The organism is Streptomyces sp. NPDC096193 (assembly GCF_040302905.1).
Taxonomy (GTDB): domain Bacteria; phylum Actinomycetota; class Actinomycetes; order Streptomycetales; family Streptomycetaceae; genus Streptomyces.
Map to the genome: position 1 here is coordinate 324,698 of NZ_JBEOSJ010000002.1, position 17,051 is coordinate 341,748.

General features: G+C 71.9%; 13 protein-coding genes and 1 pseudogene. 9 read left to right on the top strand and 5 right to left on the bottom strand.

Translation table 11 applies throughout. The features are described 5' to 3' along the window. Positions 1-26 precede the first annotated feature (26 nt). A complete protein-coding gene (locus ABTX78_RS04175; RefSeq protein ID WP_352205265.1) occupies positions 27-407 on the top strand; it encodes a hypothetical protein in 381 nt (126 codons plus the stop codon). Positions 408-490: 83 nt separating this feature from the next. Here the strand turns inward: ABTX78_RS04175 and treZ are convergent, their stop codons facing one another. Beyond that, positions 491-2,236 carry a malto-oligosyltrehalose trehalohydrolase gene (gene treZ / locus ABTX78_RS04180; RefSeq protein ID WP_352205266.1) on the bottom strand — a complete coding sequence of 582 codons (1,746 nt, stop codon included), beginning with the start codon at positions 2,234-2,236 and terminating at the stop codon, positions 491-493. Between the two features lie 90 nt (positions 2,237-2,326). Between treZ and ABTX78_RS04185 the strand changes: the two genes are divergently transcribed. Beyond that, a complete protein-coding gene (locus ABTX78_RS04185; protein ID WP_352205267.1) occupies positions 2,327-3,757 on the top strand; it encodes a GH1 family beta-glucosidase in 1,431 nt (476 codons plus the stop codon). Between the two features lie 9 nt (positions 3,758-3,766). After that, positions 3,767-4,666, top strand: coding sequence for a bifunctional helix-turn-helix transcriptional regulator/GNAT family N-acetyltransferase (locus tag ABTX78_RS04190; protein WP_352205268.1), 900 nt, complete (start codon positions 3,767-3,769; stop codon positions 4,664-4,666). 96 nt (positions 4,667-4,762) lie between these two features. On the opposite strand, the gene ABTX78_RS04195 is transcribed toward ABTX78_RS04190, so the two are convergent. Both ABTX78_RS04195 and ABTX78_RS04200 read right to left on the bottom strand, forming a co-directional pair. Further along, positions 4,763-5,659: a GNAT family N-acetyltransferase gene (locus ABTX78_RS04195; RefSeq protein WP_352205269.1), complete on the bottom strand. Its 897-nt coding sequence runs from the start codon at positions 5,657-5,659 to the stop codon at positions 4,763-4,765. A 395-nt stretch (positions 5,660-6,054) separates the two neighbouring features. After that, a complete protein-coding gene (locus tag ABTX78_RS04200; RefSeq protein ID WP_352205270.1) occupies positions 6,055-7,020 on the bottom strand; it encodes a GNAT family N-acetyltransferase in 966 nt (321 codons plus the stop codon). Between the two features lie 176 nt (positions 7,021-7,196). Between ABTX78_RS04200 and ABTX78_RS04205 the strand changes: the two genes are divergently transcribed. Both ABTX78_RS04205 and ABTX78_RS04210 read left to right on the top strand, forming a co-directional pair. Continuing rightward, positions 7,197-7,745, top strand: coding sequence for a DUF1707 and FHA domain-containing protein (locus tag ABTX78_RS04205; RefSeq protein ID WP_340476038.1), 549 nt, complete (start codon positions 7,197-7,199; stop codon positions 7,743-7,745). Positions 7,746-8,138: 393 nt separating this feature from the next. Then, complete coding sequence (locus ABTX78_RS04210) at positions 8,139-8,384, top strand: hypothetical protein (protein ID WP_352205271.1); 246 nt, start codon at positions 8,139-8,141, stop codon at positions 8,382-8,384. Between the two features lie 467 nt (positions 8,385-8,851). On the opposite strand, the gene treY is transcribed toward ABTX78_RS04210, so the two are convergent. After that, positions 8,852-11,209, bottom strand: coding sequence for a malto-oligosyltrehalose synthase (gene treY / locus ABTX78_RS04215; RefSeq protein ID WP_352205272.1), 2,358 nt, complete (start codon positions 11,207-11,209; stop codon positions 8,852-8,854). A 328-nt stretch (positions 11,210-11,537) separates the two neighbouring features. On the opposite strand from treY, the gene ABTX78_RS04220 reads away from it, so the two are divergent. Together ABTX78_RS04220 and ABTX78_RS04225 are read left to right on the top strand one after the other, a co-directional pair. Next, positions 11,538-12,056, top strand: a complete 519-nt coding sequence (locus ABTX78_RS04220) for a hypothetical protein (RefSeq protein WP_352205273.1) — start codon at positions 11,538-11,540, stop codon at positions 12,054-12,056. Beyond that, positions 12,056-12,430: pseudogene (locus tag ABTX78_RS04225) on the top strand (MFS transporter); the annotation flags it as partial. The gene ABTX78_RS04220 and the pseudogene ABTX78_RS04225, both read left to right, overlap by 1 nt. Before the next feature lie 103 nt (positions 12,431-12,533). Here the strand turns inward: ABTX78_RS04225 and glgX are convergent. Beyond that, positions 12,534-14,654 (bottom strand): glycogen debranching protein GlgX, encoded by a 2,121-nt coding sequence (gene glgX, locus ABTX78_RS04230; RefSeq protein ID WP_352205274.1) that lies wholly within the window; start codon positions 14,652-14,654, stop codon positions 12,534-12,536. A 300-nt stretch (positions 14,655-14,954) separates the two neighbouring features. On the opposite strand from glgX, the gene ABTX78_RS04235 reads away from it, so the two are divergent. Both ABTX78_RS04235 and ABTX78_RS04240 read left to right on the top strand, forming a co-directional pair. Then, positions 14,955-16,187 (top strand): DUF5919 domain-containing protein, encoded by a 1,233-nt coding sequence (locus ABTX78_RS04235; RefSeq protein WP_352205275.1) that lies wholly within the window; start codon positions 14,955-14,957, stop codon positions 16,185-16,187. 113 nt (positions 16,188-16,300) lie between these two features. Next, positions 16,301-17,023, top strand: coding sequence for a 3'-5' exonuclease (locus ABTX78_RS04240; RefSeq protein ID WP_352205276.1), 723 nt, complete (start codon positions 16,301-16,303; stop codon positions 17,021-17,023). Positions 17,024-17,051: the final 28 nt, after the last annotated feature.

The following is a 17,051-nucleotide window of genomic DNA, read 5'->3' on the forward strand; positions in this document are numbered from 1 at the left end:
GTACCAAAGAGGAGAAGGTCAAACGTATGGGATACGGGATTTCCCTTCATCGGTTCGTCGACGGCGAGGCCGAAACGTTGGACGAGCAGGTGGCCAGGGAGGCACTGGCGTCTCATGCCGTGAACGCGGACCGCGACGCCGAGGAGATGCTGATCCGGGCAGCCGACGGCGGCGAGGCGGAGGTCAACGTGAGTGCCGATGGCATCATCGTGCACCGCTTCCCGTCCGGCGGGATCGTGGACATCGTTGCTGAACTGGCCGACCGTCTCGGCGCCGCCATCGTTCTTCCGGACAGCGTCCTGGTGAGCGGTGAGGACCAGCGCGCGAACCTGCCGGACGGACTGCAGGCCATGGCCGTCGTCATCGAGATGACGGGCCCGACCCTTAAGCGGGCACTCGGCGAGTGACGACACGGTCCGGCTCGTTGACGGGCGCGGTCGGGCAGTTCGTCCGGGCCGCCTGACCATTGGGCGTCAGGCGGCCCGGAGACTCACCCGTCCGCCAGCACCACACACGACTCCGCCGGCAGGTGCAACATCCCGTCCCCGCCCGGCGGTTGGATCGACTCCCACGCCGCCAGCACCCTCCCCCCGCCGCCCAGCGGGATCGATGCCGGTTCCTTCGACAGGTTGATCGCGACCCGCAGATCGCCGCGTCGGTAAGCCAGCCAGCGGGCCTGCTCGTCGAACGCCACCTTCACCGCCGCCAGGTCCGGGTCCGCCAGGTCCGGCTGGGCGTGGCGCAGGGCGATCAGTTCGCGGTGCCAGGCCAGCAGGCGGGCGTGCGGATCGCGGTCGCGTTCCGCGCGGTCCAGGCAGGAGCGGTCGCGGGTGGCCGGGTCCTGCGGGTCGGGGATCTCCTCCTCCGGCCAGCCGTGTTCTCCGAACTCCCGCCGTCTGCCGTTGCGTACGGCTTCGGCGAGTTCCGGGTCGGTGTGGTCGGTGAAGAACTGCCAGGGCGTACGGGCGCCCCACTCCTCGCCCATGAACAGCATCGGGGTGAACGGGCCCGTCAGTACCAGCGCGGCCGCGCAGGCCAGCATCCCGGGGGAGAGCGTGGCCGAGAGGCGGTCGCCGAGCGCGCGGTTGCCGATCTGGTCGTGCGTCTGGGCGTAGCCGAGGAAGCGGTGGGCCGGCGTGGCGGCCACGTCCAGTGCGCGGCCGTGGGTGCGGCCGCGGAAGCTGGAGTACGTACCGTCGTGGAAGAAGCCGTGGGTGAGGGTCCTGGCGATCGCCGCGAGGGGGGCGGCGGCGAAGTCGGCGTAGTAGCCCTGGGACTCGCCGGTCAGGGCGGTGTGCAGAGCGTGGTGGAAGTCGTCGTTCCACTGGGCGTGCAGGCCGATGCCGCCCGCGTCGCGCGGTGTCGTCGTGCGCGGGTCGCACAGATCCGACTCGGCGATCAGGAACAGCGGCCGCCCTACCTCCGCGGAGAGCCCGTCGACCACTGCCCCGAGTTCCTCCAGGAAGGTGAGCGCCCGGTGGTCGACCAGGGCGTGCACCGCGTCCAGGCGCAGGCCGTCCAGCCGGTAGTCCCGAAGCCAGGCGAGCGCGCTGCCGAGCAGGAAGGCGCGGACCTCGTCCGAGCCGGGGGCGTCGAGGTTGACCGCGGAGCCCCAGGGCGTGGTGTGGGTGTCGGTGAGGTAGGGGCCGAAGGCGGGCAGGTGGTTGCCGGACGGGCCGAAGTGGTTGTGGACCACGTCCAGCACCACGCCGAGGCCGTGCGAGTGAGCTGTGTCGACAAAGCGCTTCAGCGCCTCCGGGCCGCCGTACGGCTCGTGCACCGCCCACAGCGACACCCCCTCGTAGCCCCAGCCGTGCACCCCGGGGAACGGGCAGAGCGGCATCAGCTCGATATGGGTGATCCCCAACTCGGCGAGCTCGCCCAGCCGTTCGGCCGCCGCGTCGAGCGTTCCCTCAGGGGTGTACGTGCCGATGTGGAGCTCGTACAGCACCGCACCCCGCAGCCCCTTTCCGTCCCAGCCGTGGCGCCACGCATACGCGTCCTGTCGCACCAGCGCGCTCGGGCCGTCCGGGCCGTCGGGCTGCCGGCGCGAGCGTGGGTCGGGCAGCACCGTGCCGCCGTCCAGCGAGAAGCCGTACCGGGCGCCGTCGTCGGCCTCCGCCTCGGCGGTCCACCAGTCCCTGCGCTCTGCGTCCCGGGCCATCGGGCGCTCGGCGCCCTCCAGCCACAGCGTGACCTGCTCCTCGGCCTGCGGTGCCCACACCTCGAACAGCACTGGCGGTCCCCTCGTCGTCGATGCCGACCTCCATCCTGACAAGGCCTGGGTCTGGAGGGGGTGACGTTGCGGCCATTAAGGTCAACGGCTATGTCATCGGCCAGGTCCATGCCACCGTTGCCCGCCTTTCCGCCCGGCTTCCTGTGGGGCGCCTCCGCTTCCGCCTTCCAGACGGAAGGAGCCGCGGACACCGACGGCAAGGGGCCGTCCGGATGGGACGCCTTCGCGGCCCAGGGGCGTATCAAGGACGGTTCCGACGCATCGCGCGGCACCGCCTTCCACGAGCGCTACCGCGAGGACGTCGCCCTGCTCGCCGGCCTCGGCGCGGACGCCTTCCGGTTCTCCGTCAGCTGGCCGCGGGTGGTGCCCGGCGGCAGCGGTCCGGTCAACGCGGCCGGGCTCGGCTTCTACGACAGGCTCGTCGACGAACTGTGCGCGAACGGCATCACCCCGGCGCCCACGCTCTACCACTGGGACACCCCGCTCCCGCTGGACGAGGCGGGCGGCTGGCTGAACCGGGACATCGCCTACCGCTTCGCCGACTACGCCTTCGCGGTCGCCGAGCGGCTCGCGGACCGCGTCCCCATGTGGATCACCGTCAACGAGCCCGCCGAGGTCACCCTGCTCGGCTACGCACTCGGCGAGCACGCCCCCGGCAGACAGCTGCTGTTCGACGCCCTGCCCGCGGCCCACCACCAGTTGCTCGCCCACGGACTCGGGGTGGCGGCCCTGCGGGCGGCCGGCGCGGAGAACATCGGCATCGCCGTGTCGCACTCGCCGGTACGGGCCGCGGGCACGGGCGAGGAGGACCGGTTCGGCGCGGACCTGTACGACACGCTGACCAACTGGCTCTTCGCCGACCCGATCCTCACCGGCGCCTACCCCGACGAGAACATCGCCGCGCTGATGCCCGGCCCGGTCGCCGAGGATCTCGCCGTCATCGCCGCCCCGCTCGACTGGTACGGCGTGAACTACTACCACCCCATGCTCGTCGGAGCCCCCGCCCAGGACGCGCTCGGCGACTTCGCGGGCGTCGGCATGCCCGCCGAACTGCCCTTCGGGCTGCGGGAGACACCGAGCGAGGAACGCACGGACTTCGGCTGGCCCGTCGTCCCCGACGGACTGCGCGAGATGCTGGTCCAGCTCAAGGGCCGCTACGGCGACCGGCTGCCGCCGGTGTACATCACGGAGAACGGCTGCTCCTACGACGGGCTCGACGACCGGCGCCGGATTGCGTTCCTGGACGGGCATCTGCGGGCGCTGCACCGGGCCGTCGACGAGGGAGTGGACGTGCGCGGCTACTTCACCTGGTCGCTCACCGACAACATCGAGTGGGTCGAGGGCGCGTCCCAGCGCTTCGGTCTCGTCCACATCGACTACGCCACGATGCGGCGCACACCCAAGGCCTCGTACGCCTGGTACCGCGACGTCATCGCCGCTCAGCGCACCCTCGCGCCGCCGCCCGCGATGCGTTCCGCACTGGACCGCACACCCCTGGACCGCACACCATTCTCTGACTAAAGTCAGAGAATGGATCCCACGCAGATCGGACAGGTGCGACGGTTCAACCGCACCGTCACCGAACGCGTCGGCGCGCTCCAGGACCACTATCTGGGCCGCGACCGGCCCATCGGCGAGGCCCGGCTGCTCTGGGAGATCGACGACCGGGGCCAGGACGTACGCCGTCTGCGCGAGCGCCTCGGGCTCGATTCGGGGTACGTCAGCCGTCTCTTGCGCTCGCTGGAGGCAGCCGGTCTCGTGACGGTGGAACCCCAGCCCCGGGACCGACGGGTGCGCACCGTACGGCTCACCGACGCGGGCCGCGCGGAGCGCGCCGTGCTCGAGGGCCGCAGCGACGAGCTGGCGGGCTCCATGCTCGAACCGCTCAGCCCCGCCCAGCGCAGCCGGCTGGTCGCGGCCATGGCCGAGGTCGACCGCCTGCTGACCGCCGCGACCGTCACGCTGGACCCCGTCGACCCGGACAGCCCGGACGCCCGGGACTGTCTGCGGTCCTACTTCACCGAGCTTCAGGAGCGCTTCGACAACGGCTTCGACCCTGCCAGGAGCCTGTTGCCCGACGCGGGCGAGCTCCGGCCGCCGCACGGCCTGTTCCTCGTCGCCCGGATGCAGGGCGAGCCCATCGGCTGCGCCGGTCTGAAGCTGCCGGCCGCGGCCCCGGCCGAGATCAAACGGATGTGGGTGGCGCCCCGGGCCCGGGGCCTCGGTCTCGGCCGCCGCTTCCTCGCGGAGCTGGAGGCGCGGGCCGTCCGGCACGGCTGCGGCGTACTGCGCCTGGACACCAACAAAGAGCTCAGCGCGGCGATCGGCCTGTACCACTCCGCCGGCTTCGAGGAGGTACCGGCCTTCAACGACGAGCCGTACGCCCACCACTGGTTCGAGAAGCGGATCGGCGAGCCGGCACAAGAGTAGGCAGGATCCGGCACCGGAGTGGAGCAGGAGCCACAGGCAGGGGAGGCGAGGGCGCGGGCCGGGGCGCCGGGAACTGCCGACGCCCCGGCCCTCACATCAGTCCTGCCGGCCCGGCTCCAGATGGACGCGCTCCTGCACGACCGGGTACCCGGCCCTGGTGAAGTTCGCCGCCATCGGGAAGTTGCCCTGGTCGGTGGCGCCCGCGATGAACTCCGCGCCCCGCTCGGCCAGGAGGTGCGTGCACTCCGTGAGCAGGTCGTACGCGTAACCGTGTCCGCGCTGCTCCGGCACCACCCCGATGAAGCCGACGCACGGCCCCGACGGGTTGTGCGCCGGGATGTGCAGCCCGACCGGTTCACCCTCCGGGGTGTGGGCCAGCTGCCACCACTCGCGCGGCGACGGACACCAGTGGAAGAAGTCCAGTTCCTCCTGGGCCGCCTGGTCCACACCGCCCTCCGCGATCGCGCGCAGGGCGTGGGCGTCGAGGGTCGACGAGTGCACCCGGCGCAGAACGTCGAGGAACACCTTGTCGTCCGCCTCCGGTCGGAAGACCAGCCGGCCCGGCCGCTCCGGCAGACCGTTCTGCGGTGTCCACCGGTACTGGAAGCGCTCCACCAGGACGGTCATCCCGGCGGCCTGCGCGGCCCGCAGCCGGCTCTCACCGGCGGCCCGCCGCGCCGGGTCGTCGCGCCAGCCGGCGGGCAGGATCAGCTCGTACTCCACCTGGTGCGGGGAGGTGCGCAGCAGTTCGGCGCCCGCCTCCTCCTCGCCGTCGGCGACGTCGAACCAGTTGATGTTGACGGGGGCCGTGTCGTCGGGGCCGCCCCACCAGGCGGCCCGGGCGACGACCTTGCCGTCGCGCAGCGCGACGCGCTTCCAGTCGGGCCGGTGGGTGGCACGGGACAGCGCACGGCCGACGCCGAGCGGGTCAGGAAGCGAGTCGAAAAGATGTGCGTCGCTCTCGTCGAGCGCGCGGATGACCAGATCGGTCATGAGGAAGTCCTCCGGGAAGAGATCAGGGTGATGCGCTCCCGGTCAGACTGCGAACGCCGGGCGGACGGGGCGGGAGCGCGGGAATCGTGTGGTGGACATCGCACTCGCCTCCTTCCGTCGTCACAGGCGTGGTGATCACCGTAGACGGCCCCGGCCCGAGCCGTCCAGCGTTTTTCCCGGGTCAACGACGGCCCGTGGTACCGGACTCCGGGATTCCGGGACTCCGTGACATCGCGCCCGGTCGCGCCGAGCCCGGCGATCGGATCGAACCGGTGTCCTCCGCCTGCGGCTCGGGCCCCGGGCCCGGCGGACGCATCGATGTGAGTCCGGGACGACCACCTCGCCCCGAGCCTTGCATCAGTTCCGGGCCTCGGAATCGGTCCCGGACCTCGGCATCAGGCCCAGACGTAGTTGAGCGCCCGCTCGAAGTTCACGTACCCCGCCCGCTCGAAGGCTTTCGCCATCGGCACATTGGCCAGGTCCGTGGCCGCCCGGATCCGCGGAACGTCCTCGGCGGCCAGGATCCGGGTGCCTTCGGCGAGGATCTCGTCGATGTAACCCTTGCCGCGGTGGCCGGGCAGCACCCCGATGTACGCGATGATCGCGTTGTAGTTGTTGCGGGCGGGGATCACGAAGCCCACCGGCTCACCGCTGCCCGGCAGTTGGGCGATCCGCCACCACGCGCGCGGCGATCCGTAGCCGGCGAGCTGCTCGTCGTAGTGCTTCTCCGCAGCCTCGTGGGCGGTGAGTCCGGAGGCGAGATCGGCCCGGGCGTGCGCGTCGAGGGTGCCCTCCATGACCGGAGTCGTCAGCGCGAGGAGATCGTCCCGGCCCGTGACGGCGCGGAAGTCCAGACGTCCGCCCGGCGCGGGCACGGCGGTTCCCGGGCGCCACTCCAGCCGCAGCCGTTCCACCAGCGGCCGGGCGCCCGCCGTCTCCAGGACGGCCGTGCGGGTCTCCACCACCGCGCGGGCCGCCGGGTCCGCGCGCCAGTCGGGCGGGACGAAGCGCCCGTACTCGGGCCGGGGCGTGCCTGCCGGGACGACCGCGGCCGTCGCGGTCTCCAGCAGCCGCAGCCCGGCCTCCGACCGTTCGGCCGGGGGCAGTTCGTCGTCGACGTCGAAGAAGTCGAGCGCGAGCGGCATGTCGCCGCCGGCCGTCGTCCACCAGGAGAGCCGGGCGAGCAGCCGCTCCCCGCGCAGGGCGACCCACATCCATTCGGGACGCCGTCGGCCGGTGGCGAGGTCGTCCTCGAGTTCATGGTCGAGGACGTACGAAAGGCGCTGGAACAGGGGGAGTTCGTCCGGGCCGCTCAGCGCGCGGACGGTGAACCCCGGGTGTGGCGCGGGTACAGCTGTCACGTGTACTGGCTCCTCGGTCCTCGGATCGGAGGGACGGTAACACCCGCACGGGCAGGCGCAACGGAGATTTCCCGGGCCGGAACGTTTACTTCCGTGCAGGTCAGCGGTGGGTCGGGAGGGATGAGAACGCCGGTTCTTCTGGACACCTCAGGCCTTTCGGCCCGACAATTGCGGACGTGACGTCGTCCCCCGAGTTCCCCACGTACCCCGCACGGCTTTCGGATGCCGAGCGGGACCGTGTCGTCGGCGTGCTCCGAGAAGGCGCCGCGCAGGGCAAGCTGTCGCACGACACCTTCCTGCGGCGCATGGAGCTGGCCCTGGTCGCGCGCCGACCGGAGGAACTGAGCGTGCTCACCGCGGATCTCCGCGTCGAGAACCGCGCGTCACAGGTGCTGTTCGGCGCGGTGGGCGGAGTGTCCGCGTTCTTCGTACGGCTCCGCAGGGCGTGGCAGGCCGAGAAACTGCCCCCGCTGCTGCTGCCGGAACCCGGCCCGTACCCCCTGCGGATCGGTCGCGACCCGGGCAACGGTCTGCGGCTGAGCCACGACAGCGTCTCGCGGCTGCACGCCGAACTGAGCATGCAGGGCAGCCGGTGGATCCTGCGCGATCTCGCCTCCACCAACGGCACCACTGTCAACGGGCAGCGGGTGACGGGGGCGGTCGTGGTGCGCGAGGGCGACATGGTGGGCTTCGGCCGGATGAGCTTCCGGCTCACGGCGCGCTGACCGGGGGCAGGCGGCCCCGGCTCCTGACCCGGTCCGACGCCCGGGCCCACGCCCGCACTGGCCCGCGCCGGGACCGAAGCCACACGCGGGCGCGGCCCGCCCGTCGCGTCCTCACCCGTCCGGCGCACGCGGACTGCGCGGACCGCGCACCGATGGTCGCCTTGGGGGTCCGCGTGAGGAGTCGGCGCGGCGGCCTCAGGGAAACGAGTCACGATGGACGCTGCCGCACCCGGCGTCGATACCGGTCCAACCCTCCGCGACGGTACGTCACGCGCCCCTGCCCGGCCTGCTTCACCGGACCCTTGAGCAGGACCCGTACCAGCTCTACCGCCGGCTGCGCGAGGACCATCCCCTCGTTCTACGCCCCGTCCATCGGCGCCTGGCTGCTCCTGGTTGCTCAGTCGTCACGCGGACGTCGCCGCTGCCCCGAGTGACCCGCCCCTCGTCGACGGCCGCCGGCCCGGTGACCGGGCGTGCGGCCGGCACCGGGGCGCCGTGCCGCAGGCGATGCGGGAGGTCGTCGAGCACACCTCGTACGTCCTCGCGCACCGCATCGCCCGGCGTGAACAGGCCGATCTGGTCGAGGAGTCTGTCGCCGGCTGCCCACGGGAGCCTTCGGCGTGCGCGGGCGCAGGATGACCCGTGCCGCCGGCCCCGCCGGCAGGCGCGTGGCGCAGCTGTCGGTCCGCGAGATGGCTCTCGCGTCCTTCTTCGCCAACGTCTTGGACCACCCCGACCGCATCGCCGCGCTCCGCGGCGTCCCCGGGCTGATCGGCCGCGCCTGGCAGGAGTCGCCGCGACCCGCCCGTTCTCGTCGTGGTGCGCCGGGCCTCCATCGAGGTACGGGTGAGCGGCGGCACGGTACCCGCGGGTGCCGCCGTCGCCTGTCTGATCGGGGCGGCGGGCCGCGACCCCGACCGCTTCCGCGATCCCGACCTGTTCGACCTCACCCGGGAGGACACCGGTCAGCTGAGCTACGGGCCCGGCGACTGCCCCGCCGTGGAACTCGCCGCGCCGGAGGCGGAGCACGGACTGCGCGCCCTCTTCGACGCGATGCCCCGCCTCCGGTGGGGCCGACGGGTTCCGGCCCGCGGCGACCGGACTGCTCACCCGCTCCCCTCGGAGTCTTCTCGTACGGCCGTGCGGCTGAGGAGGGCGACGGGCCGGTCCGCGAACAGCGTGGCCAGCGGCACCGTGCCGCCGTCGAACTCCCGTGCTCCGTCCAGCAGATCCGCCCAGCGCCCCTCCGGCAGGGTCAGCTCCGTCCCCTCCCAGCCGCCCGCCTCGGCCAGCCGCTGGGAGAGCCGGGTGACGGCCGTGACGACATCGCCCGTACGGCAGAAGGCCACACAGTGCGCGGCGGCCGGACCGCTCGCCGTCAGGGGCACATAGGTCCCCGACTCGCCGAAGACCTCCGGCCGCTCCCGGCGCAGCCGCAGCGCCACCCGGGTCAGCGCCGTCTTCTCGTTCGGCATGGCCTTGCCGAACGGATACCGGTTGTCCGGATCCACCAGCGCCAGGAACTCGCCCTCCGTGCGCTGGTAGAGGTCCGGCACCCCCGGCATCGTCAGCTGGAGCAGAGCGGACCCCAGCACGTTGGCCCGCACGAACGGATCCAGCTCACGGGCGAACAGCGCCACCGAGTACAGCGGCGGCCCCTCGGGGCCCGCCTCCACGAAGTCGGCGACGGCCTTCTCGTACGCCTCGTCCGGCTCCGTCCAGGTCGTGTGCAGCGCCGCCTCCCGCACGCTTTTGAGCAGCGCCTCCCGCAGCCGCCCCTCGTAGGGGAACCCGAAGCCGACGGCGGTCTGCCACGCCACCCACGCCAGATGGGGGTCGGGAGCCCGCCCGCCCTCCAGCCGGCCGGCCTCCTCGGTGATCTGCTGCACGAAGGCCGCCCACCGGTCCGGGCACTCGGACAGCACCGCGATCCTGGCCCGCACATCGGAGCTGCGCTTGGTGTCGTGGGTGGTCAGCACGGTGCCGGTGGAGGGCCAGTCGCGCGCCAGCCGTTGGCAGTAGGCGTGGAAGTCCTCGGGCGCGACGGCCGGGCTGCCGGGGTCACCGCCGACCTCGTTGGCCGAGATCAGCGGGACGTAACGGTAGAACGCCGTGTCCTCAACGGACTTGGCCCGCAGAGCCGAGGACGTCTGCGCGAAGCGGGCACGGAAGGCCACGTGGTCGGGGTCGTCGCCGAGCCGGCCGAGCGCCAGATCGCGCACCACGTCGACCGCCGTGCCCTCCTCCGGTACCGCGAAGGCGCCCTTGGCGCTCGCCGCAGCTTTCACCGTGAGGACCTCGTCCCCGCCGACGCGGTACGGACGGTAGACCGGCACCCGCACCAGCAGTTCCCGGATCGCCGTCCGCAGCGCCCACGGAGCGTGGTCACGCAGCGCCGGATCCCGGTCGCACACCCGCTCGGCCAGCCGGGTCAGCGCGGCGGTCTCGGCGGCCAGTTCGTGGGTGACCACCCGGTACGCCGCGCGGCGCACCGTCGCCTCCCAGTAGCCGCCGCGGTCGCCCGCGGGGCCCGCGAACTCCCGGTACAGCGTGACCAGTTCCTCGGCGCCCACCGGATCGGTGAACAGCCCGTCCAGCTGGCGCAGCGCGTCGTAGCCCGTCGTCCCCGCCACCGGCCATCCCGCCGGCAGCCGTTCGTCCCCGGTGAGGATCTTCTCGACGACGGTCCAGCACTCACCGCCCGTCGCCTCATCCAGCCGGCGCAGATAGCCCTCCGGGTCGGCGAGCCCGTCCGGATGGTCGATGCGCAGGCCCTCCACCACACCGTCGCGCACCAGCTCGAGGATCTTGGTGTGCGTGGCCTCGAAGACGTCCGGATCCTCGACGCGGACCCCGATGAGGTCCGAAATGGTGAAGAAGCGCCGGTAGTTGAGCTCGGTGCGGGCGAGACGCCACCAGCCGAGCCGGTACCACTGCGCTTCGAGCAGCTCGGGCAGCGGAAGGTGCGAGGTCGACTCGCGCAGGGGGAAGCGCTGCTCGCCGTAGTGCAGGACGTCCCCCTCGACCTTCAGGGAGCCGAGCTCGTCGCCGATCCGCCCGCCGAGCACCGGCAGCAGCACCTTGCCGCCGCCGGTCTCCCAGTCGATGTCGAACCACGGCGAGTAGGGCGACAGCGGTCCCTCCCGCAGCACCTCCCACAGGGCGGGGTTGTGCCGGGGGACGGCCGCCATGTGGTTCGGCACGATGTCCAGGACGAGCCCGAGACCGTGCTCGCGTGCCGTGCGGGCGAGCGCCCGCAGGCCCTCCTCACCGCCCAGCTCCTCGCGCACCCGGGTCGGATCGACGACGTCGTACCCGTGCGTGGAGCCGGGCACGGCCTCCAGCACTGGTGACAGATGCAGATGGGAGACGCCGAGTCCGGCGATGTACGGCACGGCTGCCGTGGCAGACATGAACGTGAAGTCCGGCTGGATCTGGAGCCGGTACGTGGCGGTGGGCCTCATGCGAACGTACGTACCCACCTTGAGGGCTTCTGTGTCATCCGTCCCTGCGCCGGTGTCCGCCGATCGGGTTACGTTCACCCGATGCTCCGCACATACCGCGAGGTCGTGGCGCTCACGGGGCCACTGTTGCCGGTCATCTCCTTCTTCGGGCGAGTGCCCACGGCGATGTGCCAGTTCGGCAGTCTGCTGCTGGTCGCCGAGACCAGTGGCAGTCTCGCCGCGCGGGCTCGTCGGGGGAGGGCCGGCAGGGGGCCGGACGGTGGGTGGCCCCCTGCTCGGCCGTGCGGCGGAGCGTCGTGCTCGCCGCCGCCCTCGCCAACCGGTCGCCGTGACCGGGCTCGTCCTCGCCGGGCGCGGTGACGCCGGAACACCCCAGCTGGTGCTCCTCGGCGTTCTCGCGGGCGCGACGGTGCCGCAGATCGGTCCGCTCGCCCGCAGCCGTTCGGTGGCCTTGGCCCGCGGCTCCGGCGCGGACGACCGGGTGACCGGCGCGGTGCTCTCCGTCGAGGGGACCCTCGACGAGGTGTCGTTCGTGCTGGGTCCCGCGCTCGTCGGCGTCGCGGACGCCCTCGCCCGTCCGGCGGCCGCGCTGTTGACGGCCGCGGCGCTGCCGGCCGTGTGCGGTACGGCGTTCGCCCTGGATCCGACGGCCGCAGGGACCGCCGGCACGGCCGCAACCGCCCCGTCCCGTGCGAAGCCCCGGCTGTCCGGAGCGGTCCACGGACTGCGGGTCGCGATGGTCCTCCAGGGCGCCGTGTTCGGCGCCTCGCAGGCAGGCACCACCGCACTGACGGACCGGCTCGGACAGCCGGACAGGCGGCCCTGGTCTATGCGGCCATGGGAGTGATGAGCGCGGCGGCCGGCCTCGTCCTGGCCGCCCTCCCGCCGAGCCTCGGACTCACCACCCGCCGGCGGGTCTCGACCGCCGCACTGGTCGTCATGTCGGTGCCCCTGCCGTTCGTGAACTCGCTCGGCGCGCTGTACGCGGTGGTGACCGTGCTCGGCGTCGCGTACGCCCCTCAGCTGATCACGGTCTTCGCCCTGACCGGGCGCGGTGTCCCGGCCGTGCGTCTCGCCGCATGCATGGCCTTCCTGACGAGCGGTGTCGTCGCCGGTCAGGCCGCCGCCGTCATGCTGTCCGGCGCGCTCGCGGAGACCCACGGTCCGGCGGCGGCCTTCGCCGTGGCGCTGGCGGCCGCCGCCCTGTGCGCCATGCTGTCGTGGACGGTACGACCGGGGCGACGACGGAGCGGGCGGAGCCCGTGGGGAGCCCCGCCCGCTGATGCCCGTGGCCGCGACGGCAATCCCGTCGGGGGCCGGTGGTTCAGGCCGGCCGGCGAAGCACCGTCAGACTCCGGCCCACCAGCTTCACCCGCTCACCGGCCGCCACCTTCGGGCCCTCACCCGGCGGGACACCCTCCTTGCGGGCGGTGTCCACCACCACCTGCCACTGCCGGCCGTGGTTCACCGGCACCGCGAAGTCCAGCTCCTCCGCGCTGGCGTTGAACATCAGCAGGAACGAGTCGTCCCCGATCCGTTCACCCCGCGGCCCGGGCTCGGAGATCGCGTGGCCGTTCAGGAAGACGGACAGCGCCTTCGCGTGCGCCGCCTGCCAGTCCCGCTGCGTCATCTCCTCGCCCTCGGGCGTGAACCAGGCGATGTCGGAGAGCTCGTCGTGCGTCCCCTCCACCGGGCGGCCGTGGAAGAAGCGCCGGCGGCGGAACACCGGATGATCGCGGCGCAGCCACACCATCGCCCGGGTGAAGGCGAGCAGTGTGCCGTCCGTGTCGGAGCCCGGTTCGGGCCACTTCACCCAGGACACCTCGTTGTCCTGGCAGTAGGCGTTGTTGTTGCCGCCCTGGGTGCGGGCGAACTCGTCCCCGTGGCTGAGCATCGGCACACCCTGCGAGAGCATCAGCGTCGCGATGAAGTTGCGCATCTGACGGTCCCGCAGCTCCAGGACCTCGGGGTCGTCGGTGTCGCCCTCGGCGCCGCAGTTCCAGGACCGGTTGTGGCTCTCGCCGTCGCGGTTGCCCTCGCCGTTGGCGTCGTTGTGCTTGTCGTTGTAGGAGACGAGGTCGTGCAGGGTGAAGCCGTCGTGGCACGTGGTGAAGTTGATCGAGGCGAGCGGCCGGCGCCCGTCGTCCTGGTAGAGGTCGGACGAGCCGGTCAGCCGGGAGGCGAACTCGGCGAGCGTCCGCGGCTCGCCCCGCCACAGGTCCCGCACGGTGTCGCGGTACTTGCCGTTCCACTCGGTCCACAGCGGCGGGAAGTTCCCCACCTGGTAGCCGCCCTCGCCCACGTCCCACGGCTCGGCGATCAGCTTCACCTGGCTGACCACCGGGTCCTGCTGGACCAGGTCGAAGAAGGACGACAGCCGGTCCACCTCGTGGAACTGACGGGCCAGGGTGGCCGCCAGGTCGAAGCGGAACCCGTCGACGTGCATCTCGGTCACCCAGTACCGCAGCGAGTCCATGATCAGCTGGAGCACATGGGGGCTGCGCATCAGCAGCGAGTTCCCGGTGCCCGTGGTGTCCATGTAGTAGCGGCGGTCGTCGGTGAGCCGGTAGTACGAGGCGTTGTCGAGGCCCCGGAACGACAGCGTGGGGCCGAGGTGATTGCCCTCGGCCGTGTGGTTGTAGACGACGTCGAGGATGACCTCGATACCGGCCTGGTGCAGGGCCCGCACCGCCTGCTTGAACTCCAGCACCTGCTCACCGCGGTCGCCCCAGGAGGCGTAGGCGTTGTGCGGGGCGAAGAAGCCGATGGTGTTGTAGCCCCAGTAGTTGTTGAGGCCGGCGTCCACCAGCCGGTGGTCGTTGACGAACTGGTGCACCGGCATCAGTTCGAGGGTCGTCACCCCGAGCTCGGTCAGATGCGAGATGACCGACGGGTGCGCGAGCCCCGCATAGGTGCCGCGCAGCTCCTGCGGCAGCTCCGGATGGAGCATCGTCAGGCCCTTCACATGGGCCTCGTAGATGACCGTCCGGTGATAGTCCGTCCGGGGGGACCGGTCGTCGCCCCAGTCGAAGTAGGGGTTGACCACGACCGACGTCATGGTGTTCGGCGCCGAGTCCAGGTCGTTGCGGGAGTCCGGCTTGCCGAAGTGGTAGCCGTACACCGATTCGCCCCAGTCGATGCTGCCGCTTATCGCACGGGCGTACGGATCGAGGAGAAGCTTGGCGGAATTGCACCGCTGCCCCCTCTCGGGTTCATAGGGGCCGTGCACCCGGAAGCCGTACCGCTGACCCGGCATCACACCCGGCAGATACGCGTGCCGCACGAAGGCGTCCGTCTCGCGCAGCTCCACCGCCGTTTCTGATCCGTCGTCGTGCAGCAAGCACAGCTCGATGCGCTGTGCGGCTTCGGAGTACACCGCGAAGTTGGTGCCGGCGCCGTCGTACGTGGCGCCGAGCGGATACGCCTGTCCCGGCCAGACCTGCATAGATATGACTCTTCCACTTCTGATCCGGGTGCTGGAGGGCACTTGGCCCAGATCCTCCCCGAAAGTATCGCCGCCGAACGCCTCCATGGCAGTGGACGACGCGGTCAACATCGTGTTCCTTCTGTCGCCCGGGTACCCCAACCGCTATGAAACCCCTCACTGCGGCAGATCTCGCCAGGCAGAACGTCCAGGAAGATCAAGGGAGTTGGGAAAGCCGCCCGTCGATCCGGCTGCACCTTGTCCCGCATGCGGAGTAGTCTTCCTTGATCGTTGGGTGGGGGACGGGAAGGCGGTGCGCGGGTGAGCTCGGGAGGGCTGGAGCTACCCCCAGGTGACGCGAGTCACGAGGGGGACTCCGCCGAGGTCCCGCCGGGAGCGGTCTCTCTCGCCAGGCCGATGGAGATCGGGGCGGAACTGGACTGGGGCGCGGACGCCTGGAGCGAGGTGCGTACGCGCGCGCAACGGGCCGGACGGGCCTACATCTGGCTGAATCTGGTGGAGCAGCGGCTGCGGGCCGTGGTGGCCGCGGTGCTGCGCCCCATCTACGACCCGGTGCACGGCGACGACTGGGTGGTGGCCGCGGCGGGGCCCGCCGGGCAGGAGTGGGTGCAGCGGGCCGTCGCCGTACGCGAGGTCTCCCGCCGCAAGGGCTATCTGCTGGACCCCGCCGACGACAATGTGCTCTCCTTCCTCACCCTGCCCCAGCTGCGCGAGCTGATGGTCCAGCACTGGCCTTGCTTCGAGCCCTACTTCGACGACCGGCGCGACGTCGAGCTCGCGCTGGACGAGCTGGAGGTCGCCCGCAATGTCGTCTCCCGCAACCGCGCCCTGAACGAAGCGGTGCTCGCCCAGGCGGAGCGCGCCTCGGCGCGGCTGCTGGAGATACTCGGCAGCGGCGCCGGCGTCCGCTCCGCCGACCGGCTCCCGGTCGACGCGGTCGAGGAGCTCGTCGGCGACCGGTACGCGGACGTGGTCTCCGTCCACCCCGACCGGGTGCGGCTCCAGCGTCAGCTGCCGGCCGAGGACCTGTTCGGCGGCGCGCGCCGGCTCGACGCCATCGGGATAGGCCTGAACCTCCTCGTCCAGAACTTCTCCGGCCGCCGGCTGGTCCGTCTCGCCGAGTCGGGCTGCCGCATACGGCTGCTCTTCCTGAACCCGGCCAGCAGCGCCGTCAAGCGGCGCGAGCGGGAACTGGGCATCAAAAAGGGCGAATTGAGCCGGACGGTGGAGATGAACATCCTCCATATGCGCCGGGTGCGCTCCCGGCTCCGCGACCCGGGGGCTTTCGAGATCCACGTCTTCGACGAGACCCCGCGCTTCACCGCCTACCTCGTCGACGGCGACGGCGCCGACGGGCTCGCCGTCATCCAGTCCTATCTGAGCAGGGCACGCGGCATGGAGGCGCCCGTCCTGGTCCTCCGCGGCGGGGGCCGGGCCGTGGTCCGCGCCGGGAACGACGCCGAGAACGGTCTGTTCCAGACCTACCGCGAGGAGTTCGAGTCCGTCTGGGCGGACTCACGGCCCGTCTCCTGAACGGTCGCGGTCGGCGGTCACCGGTCGCGGTCGGCGTCCTGGGTTGTCAGTGCCGCGTGGGAGGGTGAGCAACGCACGGGGGACAGCATCACGCAGTACGGAGGAGGGCCACGATGGCTTGGCACGGGGAACCGCTGGTCGGCTTCGACCTGGAGACGACGGGCACGGAGCCGCTGGAGGCCCGGATCGTGACGGCCGCGGTCGTCGAGGTGCGGGCGGGGGAGCCGGTGGACCGGCGGGTGTGGCTCGCGGACCCGGGCATCCTCATCCCCGCGCAGGCCTCGGCGATCCACGGCATCAGCAGTGAGCGGGCGACGTCGGAAGGACGTCCGGCGCGCGAGGTGGCGGAGGAGATCGCCGCGACCCTGTGCGCGTACTGGACGCGGGGCGTGCCGGTGGTCGCGTACAACGCCGCGTTCGATCTGACGCTGCTGACGGCGGAGTTGCGCCGGCACGGGCTGGCCTCGCTGAGCGAACGGCTGGACGGCCGGCCCATCGGACCGGTGATCGATCCGTACACCATCGACCGCGCCGTCGACCGGTACCGCAAGGGGAAGCGGAATCTGGAGGCGGTGTGCGGGGAGTACGGCGTGCTGCTGGACACGGCCCACGACGCGACGTCGGACGCACTGGCGGCCGTGCGGGTGGCGTGCGCGCTGGCTCAGCGCCATGTGCCGGTGGCGTCGCTGACGCCGGAGCAGCTGCACGACCGTCAGATCGAGTGGTACGCGCAGTGGGCGACGGACTTCGAGGCCTTCCTGCGGCGCAAGGGGAGCGAGGACGCGAGGGTGGACGCGTCCTGGCCCCTGAGGGAGGTCGCACCGACGGGGTCCTGAAGTCCTCCGGTCCGGCGACGAAGGGCAT